Source organism: Brevundimonas sp., from assembly GCF_036399195.1.
In the GTDB taxonomy this organism is placed as follows: Bacteria; Pseudomonadota; Alphaproteobacteria; order Caulobacterales; family Caulobacteraceae; genus Brevundimonas.
The window spans coordinates 1-11,990 of sequence record NZ_DASWNO010000092.1; the positions used below are offsets into that span (position 1 = coordinate 1).

At 67.3% G+C, this 11,990-nt stretch carries 18 protein-coding genes and 1 tRNA gene; 15 read left to right on the forward strand and 4 right to left on the reverse strand.

All coding sequences use genetic code 11. The annotated features are described in order from the left end of the window. Positions 1-453: MetQ/NlpA family ABC transporter substrate-binding protein (locus tag VGB60_RS04385; RefSeq protein ID WP_331037057.1), on the forward strand; the 453-nt coding region annotated here is incomplete at its 5' end. Beyond that, positions 453-821: a TfoX/Sxy family protein gene (locus VGB60_RS04390; protein ID WP_331037058.1), complete on the forward strand. Its 369-nt coding sequence runs from the start codon at positions 453-455 to the stop codon at positions 819-821. The genes VGB60_RS04385 and VGB60_RS04390, both read left to right, overlap by 1 nt. On the opposite strand, the gene VGB60_RS04395 is transcribed toward VGB60_RS04390, so the two are convergent. The 3 genes from VGB60_RS04395 to VGB60_RS04405 all read right to left on the reverse strand — a co-directional run bounded on the left by VGB60_RS04395 (position 805) and on the right by VGB60_RS04405 (position 4,418). Then, on the reverse strand, positions 805-1,599 hold the full coding sequence (locus tag VGB60_RS04395; RefSeq protein WP_331037059.1) for a lysophospholipid acyltransferase family protein: 795 nt from the start codon (positions 1,597-1,599) through the stop codon (positions 805-807). The two genes, VGB60_RS04390 and VGB60_RS04395, sit on opposite strands and share 17 nt — an antisense overlap. A gap of 38 nt (positions 1,600-1,637) precedes the next feature. Beyond that, a complete protein-coding gene (locus VGB60_RS04400; protein WP_331037060.1) occupies positions 1,638-2,693 on the reverse strand; it encodes a GGDEF domain-containing protein in 1,056 nt (351 codons plus the stop codon). A gap of 102 nt (positions 2,694-2,795) precedes the next feature. After that, positions 2,796-4,418: a DEAD/DEAH box helicase gene (locus tag VGB60_RS04405; protein WP_331037061.1), complete on the reverse strand. Its 1,623-nt coding sequence runs from the start codon at positions 4,416-4,418 to the stop codon at positions 2,796-2,798. A 237-nt stretch (positions 4,419-4,655) separates the two neighbouring features. Between VGB60_RS04405 and VGB60_RS04410 the strand changes: the two genes are divergently transcribed. After that, the gene (locus VGB60_RS04410) at positions 4,656-5,015 is read left to right on the forward strand and encodes a hypothetical protein (RefSeq protein ID WP_331037062.1); all 360 of its coding nucleotides are present in this window, start codon (positions 4,656-4,658) and stop codon (positions 5,013-5,015) included. Between the two features lie 71 nt (positions 5,016-5,086). After that, positions 5,087-5,254 carry a hypothetical protein gene (locus VGB60_RS04415; RefSeq protein ID WP_331037063.1) on the forward strand — a complete coding sequence of 56 codons (168 nt, stop codon included), beginning with the start codon at positions 5,087-5,089 and terminating at the stop codon, positions 5,252-5,254. A gap of 74 nt (positions 5,255-5,328) precedes the next feature. On the opposite strand, the gene VGB60_RS04420 is transcribed toward VGB60_RS04415, so the two are convergent. Then, positions 5,329-5,405 (reverse strand) — tRNA-Asp (locus tag VGB60_RS04420). Positions 5,406-5,668: 263 nt separating this feature from the next. Here VGB60_RS04420 and VGB60_RS04425 point away from each other — a divergent pair. The 11 genes from VGB60_RS04425 to VGB60_RS04475 all read left to right on the forward strand — a co-directional run. Then, positions 5,669-6,046 carry an NADH-quinone oxidoreductase subunit A gene (locus VGB60_RS04425; RefSeq protein WP_331037064.1) on the forward strand — a complete coding sequence of 126 codons (378 nt, stop codon included), beginning with the start codon at positions 5,669-5,671 and terminating at the stop codon, positions 6,044-6,046. Further along, positions 6,016-6,672, forward strand: a complete 657-nt coding sequence (locus VGB60_RS04430; protein WP_414644463.1) for a NuoB/complex I 20 kDa subunit family protein — start codon at positions 6,016-6,018, stop codon at positions 6,670-6,672. Before VGB60_RS04425 ends, VGB60_RS04430 begins: the two co-directional genes overlap by 31 nt. Further along, positions 6,669-7,292, forward strand: a complete 624-nt coding sequence (locus VGB60_RS04435; RefSeq protein WP_331037065.1) for an NADH-quinone oxidoreductase subunit C — start codon at positions 6,669-6,671, stop codon at positions 7,290-7,292. Before VGB60_RS04430 ends, VGB60_RS04435 begins: the two co-directional genes overlap by 4 nt. Next, entirely contained in the window at positions 7,292-8,560 is a 1,269-nt protein-coding gene (locus VGB60_RS04440) for an NADH-quinone oxidoreductase subunit D (protein ID WP_331037066.1), read from the forward strand. Before VGB60_RS04435 ends, VGB60_RS04440 begins: the two co-directional genes overlap by 1 nt. Continuing rightward, entirely contained in the window at positions 8,557-8,958 is a 402-nt protein-coding gene (locus tag VGB60_RS04445; RefSeq protein WP_331037067.1) for a hypothetical protein, read from the forward strand. Before VGB60_RS04440 ends, VGB60_RS04445 begins: the two co-directional genes overlap by 4 nt. Next, positions 8,955-9,143, forward strand: a complete 189-nt coding sequence (locus VGB60_RS04450; protein ID WP_331037068.1) for a hypothetical protein — start codon at positions 8,955-8,957, stop codon at positions 9,141-9,143. Before VGB60_RS04445 ends, VGB60_RS04450 begins: the two co-directional genes overlap by 4 nt. After that, on the forward strand, positions 9,143-9,811 hold the full coding sequence (gene nuoE, locus VGB60_RS04455; RefSeq protein ID WP_331037069.1) for an NADH-quinone oxidoreductase subunit NuoE: 669 nt from the start codon (positions 9,143-9,145) through the stop codon (positions 9,809-9,811). The genes VGB60_RS04450 and nuoE overlap by 1 nt, the downstream gene beginning before the upstream one ends. Continuing rightward, complete coding sequence (locus VGB60_RS04460) at positions 9,808-10,074, forward strand: hypothetical protein (protein ID WP_331037070.1); 267 nt, start codon at positions 9,808-9,810, stop codon at positions 10,072-10,074. Before nuoE ends, VGB60_RS04460 begins: the two co-directional genes overlap by 4 nt. Further along, positions 10,074-10,307, forward strand: coding sequence for a hypothetical protein (locus VGB60_RS04465; protein WP_331037071.1), 234 nt, complete (start codon positions 10,074-10,076; stop codon positions 10,305-10,307). The genes VGB60_RS04460 and VGB60_RS04465 overlap by 1 nt, the downstream gene beginning before the upstream one ends. A 2-nt stretch (positions 10,308-10,309) precedes the next feature. Then, entirely contained in the window at positions 10,310-11,623 is a 1,314-nt protein-coding gene (nuoF, locus tag VGB60_RS04470; RefSeq protein WP_331037072.1) for an NADH-quinone oxidoreductase subunit NuoF, read from the forward strand. Between the two features lie 2 nt (positions 11,624-11,625). After that, positions 11,626-11,990, forward strand: a 365-nt coding sequence (locus VGB60_RS04475) for a hypothetical protein (RefSeq protein ID WP_331037073.1), incomplete at its 3' end; no start/stop codon positions are given.

Consider the following 11,990-nt stretch of genomic DNA (forward strand, 5'->3'; position numbering starts at 1 on the left):
CGCTTCCGTTCGCTGGAGCAGCTGCCGAACGGGGCCGAAGTCGCGGTGCCCAACGACGCCTCGTCGATCGGCCGGTCGCTGATCCTGCTGCAGTCGGCGGGCCTGATCCGCCTGAAGGAGCCGGCCAATCCGCTGCAGAGCTTGCGCGACATCGCCGACAACCCGCGCGGCCTGCGCTTCCGCGAGCTGGAGTCGGCGACCCTGCCGCGCGTTCTCGATCAGGTCGACATGGCGGTGATCAACACCAACTACGCGCTCGACGCGGGGCTCAAGCCGAAGACCGACGCGCTTGTGCTGGAGGGCGCCGACAGCCCCTATGTGAACTATCTGGTGGCGCGTCCTGACAATCGCGCCGATCCGCGCGTCGCCGCGCTGGCCGCCATGCTGCGCAGCCAGGCGGTCAAGGACTTCATCGCCGCCAAATACGACGGCGCGGTCATCCCGGCGGCCTGATGGCCTACGATCCTGACTTCGGCGAATGGGTCCGTGAGCATTTCGCCGCTCTGGGCCTGATCGAGATCAAGCGGATGTTCGGCGGCGGAGCGGTCTATGCCCATGGCCTGATCTTCGCCCTGCTGGACGACGGCGTCGTCTGGCTGAAGGCGGACGAGGTCAACTCTCCGGCCCTGCAGACGGCCGGCGCCCGGCAGTTCACCTACCCGACGAAGGACGGGAAGGAGATGACAATGGCATACTGGTCCTTGCCGGAGAGCGCCCTGGACGCCCCGGCCGAAGCCGTGGACTGGGCCCGGCAGTCGATCGACGCTGCCTTGAGGAAGGCGGCGGCGAAGAAGCCGCGCAGGGTCAAGCCGAAGCCGTAGCGACCTGCCGCTTCGCCGCCTTCGCGACCTCGTCCGGCGCCAGCACGAGCAGGGCGGGTCTGACGGGTAGCCCAGTGGCCTCGGCGACCAGCGCCGCCGTGCGGCCTTCGACGGCGGTCTCGAGGCGCGTCAGGAACTCCTCCTTGCCGAGCCCGGTCGGGATGGGATCGAGGAACTCCAGCGTCGCCGTGCCGGGGTTCTTGTGGAACGCCTCCTGCGGCCAGAACAGGCCGAGATTGGTCGCGAGCGGCACGACCGGCATGTCGAAATCGCGGTACATGTGCCAGACGCCCGAGCGATAGCGGAACTTCTCGCCGACCTTCGCCAGATTGCCTTCCGGGTAGATCAGGATCTTGCGCCCCGCGGCGTGGGCGTCCGCGGACCGGTGCTTCAGCGCCTCGCGGGCTTCGCGGCCGCCGCAGTTGTTGACGACGATGGCCCCGAGCTTGCGCAGCACCGTGCCGAGCAGCGGGAATTTCTCAAGGTGGTCGCCGGTGACGAAGGCGAGGTCGTCAAACTGGTCATAGGTGGCGAAGCCGTCGCCCCAGCTCTGGTGCTTGGACGCGATGATGAAGGCTCCGCCCGGCAGCCGTTCCCTGCCCCGCACCTGGATGCGGATACCCGCCAGCAGGCGCATGGCCTGGACCATGCGCTTCACATAGCGGCGGATGATCCAGCTGGTGGCGCCGCGACCGGGCGCCAAGGCGGCGAAGGCGGCCGCCGATGCGTAGACGATTGAGAGCACCCAATAGGCGACGTTAAAAGCAAAGCTTCGCATGGGCTGACTATGGCGGGAAACGAGCCGAACGGAAGGGTTCAGGCCGCCTTGGTCAGACGCTCCGCGCAGGCGGTGCGGTTCCGGCCGGCCCGCTTGGCGGCGTAAAGCGCTTCATCGGCCCGCTCGAGCAGGTCGGCGGCGGTTTCGTCGGGGCGTCGGACGGCGAAGCCGGCGGACAGCGTCACCGCTCCCAGATCGTCGTTGGTCGACCTGCGCCGGAGGGCCCGGGAAGCGATTTCGGACCGCATGGCTTCAAGCGCGCTCTCCACCAAGCCGACGCTCTCATGCGGGAAGATGACGGCGAACTCTTCGCCGCCGTAGCGGGCGGCGAAGCGCGGGTGCGACGCCAAACGGCCGAGGACGCTGCCGACATAGCGAAGCACCTGATCGCCAGTCTGATGGCCCCAGGTGTCGTTGAACCGTTTGAAGTGGTCGATGTCGAGTACGGCGAGCGTGAGTGCGCGGCCGTCGGACTGGGCCGTTTCGCAGGCGCGGGCCAGTTGTTCGTCGAAGGCTTTCCGGTTGGCCAGATTGGTCAAGGCGTCCGTCATCGCTTCGCGGCGGACCAGTTCGAGGTGCTCACGCAGGCGCAGCACCTCCCGCGTAGAGACTTCGAGCTTCTTCTCCAGTGTCTCATTCTCGGCCCGAACATGGCGGGTGGCCGAGCTAAGGCCAGACACTATGGTCTGGAAGCCGTGGTCGTCCTCCACGGCCTGCATGCTCGTGGCCGCCTGATCGAGGGTCTGGCCATAGGCGGTCTGGGTTTCGTGGGCCTTGGCGATGGCGTGGGAGACGCTGGAGAGTTCGCGGTCCAGAACGCGGCCCGCATCCCGGATTTCCTCGGTCAGGCGGCCGCGCGGCAGAAACTCCGCCGCCAGCATCTCGGCCGTAGCCTCGCTGAACGGTTCCGACGTGGCGACGAGCCGCTGGATTTCCTTGGCCAGCAGACCCTCGGGCTCTCCGGCCGCGTGGACCCAGAGTTCGAAGTTGAGAGGGGTCGGCCAGACGCCCACGGCTTCCATCTGGTCGAGAACGGTTCTCGCCAGGGCATAGGCCTCGGGGCCTCGAAGGGTGGTCTGAAGTCTGGCCGTCATGCGCGCGTTCCGAGGATTCGGTCCGAACGACCGATCCCGAGCGGCAAACCTAACCCGCGGTTCCGTAACACCGGGTAAATCGTCCCACAGGTTGTCGGACGCTCAGTTGCGGACCGGCGCCGGTCGCTTGAGGAAGGCCGGTATGTCGTTCTCTCCGAACGGTCGGCCGTTGGATCGCGAGGGGTCGGCGGCGGCCTGTTGGCCTTTCCGATCCGACTGTCGCAGATGGGTTTCCTGAACGGGACGTTCGGTCACGGGCGCGGCTGGAGCGGCTTCGACCGGGGCGGGGGCAGTCTCCGGCACGGCGGCCGCCGCGACCGGCGTCGCACCGGACCGCGAACGGCGGCTGCGCGAACGGCGGGGAGCCGCTTCTTCGGCGGCCGGCGCGACCGTGGCGGGCGGCGTGGCGGCCTCGACCACTTCGGCCGCCGGGGCCTCGGTGATGGTCGGCGTCTCTTCGACCGCGGGCCTGTCCTCGCGGGGTCCGCGCCTGCGACCGCGCGCCGGGGCCGCTTCGGATCGGCCCATCTCGGTGCGGCTCGCCTCGTTGCGGCCGGTGTCGCGTCGCGGCTGCTCCCGGCCCGGAGCCAGATCGGCGCTGTCGAGCACCAATTCCTGCGGGTCCATCTTGATCAGCTTCAGAACCTTGTCGAGCGCCCGGTCGTCGCCCGGCGTCACGATCATGAAGGTTTGGCCCAGCTTGCCTGCCCGGCCCGTGCGCCCGATCCGGTGCACATAGTCGTCGGCGTGGTGCGAGACGTCGTAGTTGAACACGTGGCTGACGTCCGGGATGTCGAGCCCGCGCGCCGCCACATCCGAGGCCACCAGCAGCTTCAGCTCGCCCGAGCGGAAGGCCGCCAGCGTCTTCGTCCGCAGGCTCTGGTCGAGGTCGCCGTGAATCGGCGCCGCGTCGAAGCCATGCTGCTTCAGCGATTTGGCGACCACATCGACTTCCGACTTGCGATTGCAGAAGACGATGCCGTTCTTCACGTCGGCGCGGCCGATCAGGGCGCGCAGGGCGGCGCGCTTGGCCTTGGGATCGCTGGACGGAATTCGCACCAGGTACTGGGTGATAGTCTCAGCCGTCATGGCCGGGCGCGAGGCCTCCAGCCGGGTCGGGTCCTTGAGGAACTGGGTCGTCAGCCGGGTGATCTCGGGCGGCATGGTGGCCGAGAAGAACAGGGTCTGGCGGCGCGGCGGCGTCAGTTTGAAGATGCGCTCGATGTCGGGGATGAAACCCATGTCGAGCATGCGGTCGGCTTCGTCGACGACCATGATCTCAACGCCCGTCAGCAGCATCTTGCCGCGCTCGAACAAGTCGAGCAGCCGACCGGGCGTGGCGATCAGCACGTCGACGCCCTTGTTCAGCAGCGTCACCTGATCGCCCATGGACACGCCGCCGATCAGCAGCGCCCAGGTCAGCTTGGTGCCCTTGGCGTATTTCTCGAATGATGAGGCGACCTGGTCGGCCAATTCCCGCGTCGGCGCCAGCACCAGAGCCCGCGGCATGCGCGCCCGAGCGCGGCCCGAGCTGAGACGATCGATCATCGGCAGGGTGAAGGCGGCGGTCTTGCCCGTGCCGGTCTGGGCGATGCCGAGAACGTCCCGTCCAGCGAGCGCCACCGGAATGGCCGAGGCCTGAATGGGGGTGGCGGTGGTGTAGCCGGTGTCGGCGACGGCCTTGAGGGTCGTGGGCGAGAGGCCCAGCTGGGAGAATTCGGTCATGAGTCCTTGGAACTGGAAGAAGGACGCCCCGCGCATCGGGCCGTCGTGCGATGTCGCGGAACCGCCCGGTCTTGGGCGTGCGGGCGGCGCGAATTCGCCAGTCCTGTTCCGAACGTGGGCCGCATATAGAAGCCCCCACGCCAGAGTCAACTATTCGTGCCCCTCGGGGAACCGGGTTTGCATCCCCGGATTGTTGGTCGATAGTCCATGCCGGGACGGGTTGGGATGAGGAACAGCATGCTGCGTGCGCTTGGCGTCGCGACCCTCGCGGTCGTCTGCCTGTCGGCCGCCCCCGCGCAGGCGGACATGGAGTCGGCGTTCGGCAACACCGTGGTCTCGCGATATCCCGACGGCGGCTGGGTCAAGCACTGGTTCAATCCCGACGGCAGCTACCGGGCGGAGTTCTCGGACGGGCGGCGTGTGTCGGCGCGTTGGTCGATCAAGGGCGAGCGTGTGTGCCTCACCCAGATGCGGCCGTTCATGATGGTGCCGCGCTTCTGCACGGCCATGGTCGACGCCCGCATCGGCGAGACCTGGCGATCGCGCGACCCGCTCGGCCGACAGGTCCAGAATGTGCTGATGGCCGGACGGCCCTGACGGCCCCGGCCCTCTGACCGCGTCGGAACATTCTTCGGGTCAGCCGGTTCTCCGGCCGAAAGGAGGGCCAAATGGATCCTGACAACGCAATCCCCTGGGGCTTCGTCATCATCGGCGGCCCGGTTCTTCTCGGTCTCGCCTTGGCTTGGGCCAAGCTGCGCAATCGCGGCGTTAATCGCGACACCGATCCGGGCACGCCGAGCGACGACCCGTCGAAGGGCATGACCGGCCACGACTAGGCGCGGGGCCGAAGCCCGCATCGTCTGTCTGATTGAACGAAATAGGGAAAGGCGGTGCGCCACTTCATCGGAAGTGGCGCGAGTGACGGGACTCGAACCCGCGACCTCCGGCGTGACAGGCCGGCACTCTAACCAACTGAGCTACACCCGCATTTCCCGGCCGAAACGCGATGCGTCGCGGCGAGGGGCGTCGTTTAGGCGGCGGGGCCTCGTACTGTCAAGCGACGAAACCCGGCTCGTCGCCAGTTTTTCCCGCTCTTCGCCGCAGCGTTTGGAAGGGGGTTGAACAGACCTCCGCCCTGCGAACCATTCTCAAGAAAAACGTTTCGTCGCATGGGTTTGAACGGGCGCGGTTCCGGGTCTAGAAAGCGCCGAATCCGCGCCTTCCCCGAGCGCGGACCAAGGTCCCCGCGGATGAATGCATTCCTTCTCGAATACCTGCCGATCGTGATCTTCCTCGGGATCGCGACGGTCCTCGGCGTCGGCTTCATGCTGGCGGCCTGGGTGCTCGCGCCGAAGAACCCGGACTCCGAGAAGCTGTCGGCCTACGAGTGCGGCTTCAACGCCTTCGACGACGCCCGGATGAAGTTCGACGTGCGCTTCTATCTGGTCTCGATCCTGTTCATCATCTTCGACCTCGAAGTGGCCTTCCTGTTCCCATGGGCGGTGTCGATGTTCGATCTGTCGCGCAGCGGGATGGTGTTCGCCTTCTGGTCGATGATGATCTTCCTAGGCGTGCTGACGGTCGGGTTCATCTACGAATGGAAGAAGGGCGCGCTCGAATGGGAGTGACGACCGACAACACCTTTCCGCTGATCGGCGCGGGCAACCAGGGCGCTTCGCCCGTTGCGACCGGCCCGTCGTCGCCGCTCGCCTTCGGGCAGGGCGGTCGAACGATGGTCGAGGGCTACGATCCCGCCATCCATGACAAGTTCTTCGAGCAGGTGAACGCCGAGCTGGGAGAGCGCGGCTTCATCACCACCTCGCTGGACGACGTGATCAACTGGGCGCGCACCGGCTCGCTGATGTGGATGACGTTCGGCCTGGCCTGTTGCGCCGTCGAGATGATGCAGGCCTCGATGCCACGCTACGACATGGAGCGGTTCGGCATGGCCCCGCGCGCCAGCCCGCGCCAATCCGACCTGATGATCGTCGCCGGGACCCTGACCAACAAGATGGCTCCGGCGCTGCGCAAGGTTTACGACCAGATGCCTGACCCGCGGTATGTGCTGTCGATGGGCAGCTGCGCCAACGGCGGCGGATATTATCACTACAGCTACAGCGTCGTGCGCGGCTGTGACCGTATCGTTCCGGTCGACGCCTATGTGCCGGGGTGCCCGCCGACGGCGGAGGCGCTGCTGTACGGGCTGCTGCAGCTGCAGAAGAAGATCCGGCGGACGGGGACCATCGAGCGATGACCTCTCTCGTCAAGCAACAGGCGGTGGAGACCGCCCTGACGCCCCTGGGGACCGAGATGGTCGGGGCGCTGGGCGTGCAGGCTCAGGTGGCGTTCGGCGAGCTGACGCTGATCGCCGAGCGCGAGCGGATCGTCGAGGTCCTGACGGCGCTGCGCGACAGGTTCGAGTTCCAGCAGCTGGTCGACCTCTGCGGCGTGGACTTCCCGGACCGCGAAGAGCGGTTCGAGGTGGTCTACCACCTGCTGTCCATGACGAAGAACGTGCGGGTGCGGGTCAAGGTCTCGACCGACGAGATCAAGCCGGTCCCGAGCGTCATGGGGGTCTATCCCAACGCCGACTGGTTCGAGCGCGAGGCGTTCGACATGTACGGCATGCTGTTCGAAGGGCACCCCGACCTGCGCCGCCTGCTGACCGACTACGGCTTTCAGGGACATCCGCTGCGCAAGGACTTCCCGATGACGGGCTACACCGAGGTCCGTTACGACGACGAGCAGAAGCGGGTCGTCTATGAGCCCGTCAAGCTGACGCAGGAGTTCCGGCATTTCGACTTCCTGTCCCCGTGGGAAGGCGCCGACTATCCGCTGCCGGTTCTGCCGGGCGACGAGAAGGTGAAGGGCTGATGGCCGAGGGTTCGAGCATTCCGGCTCCCATCGGCGCCACGGACATCTTCGACGAGCCGCACGACGGCCGCACCGCGCATGCGCGGGAGATGGACGACCGCAAGTTCACCATCAACTTCGGCCCCCAGCACCCGGCCGCCCATGGCGTGCTGCGTCTGGTGCTGGAGCTGGACGGCGAGCTGGTAACCCGTGTCGATCCGCACATCGGCCTGCTGCACCGCGGCACCGAGAAGCTGATGGAGCACCGGACCTACCTCCAGAACATCCCGTATTTCGACCGGCTCGACTACGTCGCGCCGATGAGCCAGGAGCACGCCTTCTGCCTCGCGATCGAGCGGATGATGGCGCTGGAGGTGCCTTACCGGGCGCAGCTGATCCGCGTTCTGTTCCTCGAGATCAGCCGGATCCTGTCGCACCTGCTGAACGTGACGACACAGGCCATGGACGTCGGCGCCCTGACGCCCCCGCTGTGGGGCTTCGAGGAACGCGAGAAGCTGATGGTGTTCTACGAGCGCGCCTCCGGGTCGCGCCTGCACGCCAACTATTTCCGGCCGGGCGGCGTCCGTCAGGACCTGCCCAGCGACCTCGTCGACGACATCGGCCGCTGGTGCGCGGAGTTCCCGGCGGCGCTGAAGGACATCGAGTCGCTCGTCACAGAGAACCGCATCTTCAAGCAGCGCAACGTCGACATCGGCGTCGTGACCAAGGAGCAGGCGCTGGCGTGGGGCTTCACGGGCGTGATGCTGCGCGGCTCCAATGTCGCGTGGGACCTGCGGCGGGCCCAGCCCTACGAATGCTACGACGATCTGGAATTCGACATCGTCGTCGGCAAGAACGGCGACTGCTGGGACCGCTACCTGTGCCGCATCGAGGAGATGAAGCAGTCGGTGCGCATCATGGAGCAGTGCATCCACAAGCTCCGCAACTGCCCCGGCGACCCGGTGCTGGTCGACGACAACAAGGTCGTCCCCCCGCGCCGCGGCGAGATGAAGCGCTCGATGGAAGCCTTGATCCACCACTTCAAGCTCTACACCGAAGGCTTCCGCACGCCGGAGGGCGAGGTCTACGCCGCCGTCGAGGCGCCCAAAGGCGAGTTCGGGGTCTATCTGGTGTCGGACGGCACCAACAAGCCGTACCGCTGCAAGATCGCCGCGCCCGGCTTCAAGCACCTGCAGGCCATGGACTGGATGAACCGTGGCCACATGCTGGCTGACGTTTCCGCCATCCTCGGCTCGCTGGACATCGTGTTCGGGGAAGTGGACCGGTGAGCGCGTTCGCCGTCGATCCGGTGTTCACCACCACGCAGGCGATCTGGTTCGCCGCGCTGCTCACGTTCGCCGTGGGCCTGCAGGTCGTGTTCTCGCCCCGGCGGCGCGCGGTCATGGGCGGGCTGAAGTTCGCGCTCGCCAACGCGGTCGTGGCGGCCCCGGGGATCGCCGGGGTGACGCTGGTGCGCGGGGCGTACCGGCTCGGCTATCTGGAAGAGGGCAGGGGGTTCTGGGAGGCCAACCTGCGCTCGCTGGTGTGGATGAGCGGGGCGATCTTCGCCGGCCAGATGGCCGTGCGCTTCCTGCCGCCGCTTTCGTGGCTGTCGCGCGATCTGCGCGCGGCCGGGCGCGCGGTCTGGAGCGAGCGCCTCGGTCGCTGGATGGGGAGGGCCCGATGAGCGACCGGCCCCTGAGCGATCTGGTCCGGCAGGGCTGGACCGTCGTGGCCTATTCGGCCACCGACATGAGCGGCGAAACCTATCAGCACAATGTGCTGCTGACCCGGCAGGGCCAGCACCGCATCCTGACGCTGCGCAAGAAGATGCTGGGCGACGGACTGGTCGCCACGGAAATGGAAGTCTGATGAGCGTTCGTCGTCTCGCCAAGGAACAGCCCGCCTCGTTCGCCTTCTCGAAGGCGACGAAGCAGAAGGCCGACTGGTGGATCGCCAAATATCCGGCCGACCGCCGCCAGTCGGCGGTGATCCCGATCCTGTGGCTGGTTCAGAAGCAGGAAGGCTGGGTCTCGGAGCCCGCCATCCGCGCCATCGCCGACCTGCTGGGCATGGCCTACATACGGGTGCTGGAGGTCGCGACCTTCTACACCATGTTCATGCTGACTCCGGTCGGGACCAGCGCCCTGATCCAGGTGTGCGGCACCACGCCCTGCATGCTGCGCGGCGCCGGCGATCTGATGAAGGTTTGCAAGGACCGGATCGGACCCAAGGACGTGCTGAGCGCGGACGGCCGCTTCACCTGGCAGGAAGTCGAATGCCTGGGGGCCTGCGCCAATGCGCCGATGGCCCAGATCAACGACTACTATTTCGAAGACCTGACGGCCGAGACCATGGGCCAGATCATCGACGACTTCGCCGCCGGCAAGGCGCCGAAGCCGGGCAGCCGCGCCGGCCGCGCCAGTTCCGAGCCCGAGGGCGGCGCCCTGACCCTGACCGATCCGAAGCTGTACGACGGCTCGGCGGCGAAGAAGATCAAGAAGCTGCCGAACTCCGATCCGGCTCCCGTGTCCGCATGACTGAACCGGCCCTCCAGAACGACGCCGAACTGGCTCGCTACCGGACCGAAGTCCGCGCGATCGGACGGTCGCAGCGGCTGGCCGGGTTCGCGCTCGTGCTCGCGGGCGCGGTCGCGGTCTGGAGCTCGGGCTATGTCGGCGCCGCCGGACCGACGGTGCAGTGGGGCGGCTATGCGGCCCTGGTGGCGGGCTGGGTGCTGATGCTGGTCGCCATCTTTCTGCGCACGCGCTATGTCCGCCGCCGCATGCGCGAGCTTGGGTGATGGCAGCTTCGAAGAAGCCGATCGACTGGCGCGTGATGGTGTGGGCCGGACTGGCCGACATGGTCATCGGCGTCGGACTGGCCGCGGCGGCGCTGAGCGGGATGCTCGGCGACGAGGACTATACGGTGCTGGCGGTCGTCGGCGGGCTGCTGGCGCTGGGCGGCCTTGGCCTGTTTGTCTGGGGCCGCAACAATCTCAGCAACGCCGGGAACCGGCGCGGAGACCTGAACTGACCATGGTCGGAATCCTGGAAGACAAGGATCGCATCTTCACCAACCTGTACGGACTCCAGGACTGGGGTCTGGAGGGGGCGAAGAACCGTGGCGCGTGGAACGCGACCAAGGACATGCTCGACCTCGGGCGTGACTGGATCATCGCCAACGTGAAGAATTCGGGCCTGCGCGGCCGCGGCGGAGCCGGCTTCTCGACCGGCCTGAAGTGGTCCTTCATGCCGAAAGAGGTGAAGGACCGGCCGCACTATCTGGTCGTCAACGCCGACGAGTCGGAGCCGGGCACCGCCAAGGACCGCGAGATCATGCGGCACGATCCGCAGCTGCTGATCGAGGGCTGCCTGATCGCCAGCTTCGCCATGCAGGCGCACGCCTGCTACATCTACCTGCGCGGCGAATACGTGCTGGAACGCGAGCGCATGGAGGCCGCGGTCAAGCAGGCCTACGAAGCCAAGCTGATCGGCAAGAACAACGTCCACGGTTGGGACTTCGACGTCTACATCCACCACGGCGCGGGCGCCTACATCTGCGGCGAGGAAACCGCGCTGCTGGAGAGCCTCGAGGGCAAGAAGGGCCAGCCGCGCCTGAAGCCGCCGTTCCCGGCCGGCGCGGGCCTGTACGGCTGCCCGACCACGGTGAACAACGTCGAGTCGATCGCGGTCGTCGGCACCATTCTGCGACGCGGGGCCGAGTGGTTCGCGGGCTTCGGCCGGCCGAACAACACCGGCACCAAGCTGATGACAATCAGCGGCCATGTGAACCGGCCGTGCAATGTCGAAGAGGCGATGTCGATTCCGCTGAAACAGCTGCTGGAAGAGCACTGCGGCGGCGTGCGCGGCGGCTGGGACAATCTGAAGGCTGTGATCCCGGGCGGCTCGTCGGTGCCGCTGATCACGCGCGAGATGTCCGAAACGGCGCTGATGGACTTCGACAGCCTGCGCGACATGCGCTCGGGCCTCGGCACGGCGGCGGTGATCGTCATGGACAACTCGACCGATCTGGTCCGCGCCATCGCCCGCATCAGCTATTTCTACAAGCACGAGAGCTGCGGCCAGTGCACGCCGTGCCGCGAGGGCACCGGCTGGATGTGGCGGGTGCTGGAGCGGATGGCGATCGGCGAAGCCGATCCGTCCGAGATCGATCTGCTGCTGGACGTTTCGACCCAGATCGAGGGCCACACCATCTGCGCCCTCGGGGATGCTGCGGCCTGGCCCGTGCAGGGGCTGATCCGGCATTTCCGTCATGAGATCGAGGAGCGCATCGCCTCCTACCGCAGTCGCCGCGCGAATTTCGCCGGCCACGCGATCGCGGCGGAGTAGGCATGCGCACAGCCGCTGTCATGTTCGGAGCCGCTCTCACCGTCGCCGCCTGTGGCGAGGGTGCGGACAAGGCTGCGCCGACGCCGGCGGAGACCGTCTCGGCGGCCAACCCGGCGTCTGACGCGGAACCGAGCGTGCCGGCCGTGTTGACCGCCGAGCAACTGCGGCAGGTCTGCCAGGCGGGGCTGGCGGCCATTCATGGCCAGGCGGAAGCGGACATCCAGATCGACGGGCTGGACGGACGCATCGTCAACGCCTCATGGCGGGCCCCGGTCGATGGCGGACGCCGCCGGGCCCAGTGCCGGGTCGACGGCGACCTGGTGACCTGGAGACCCCTCGACGCCGGCAATCCCGACGAGAGCCGCTG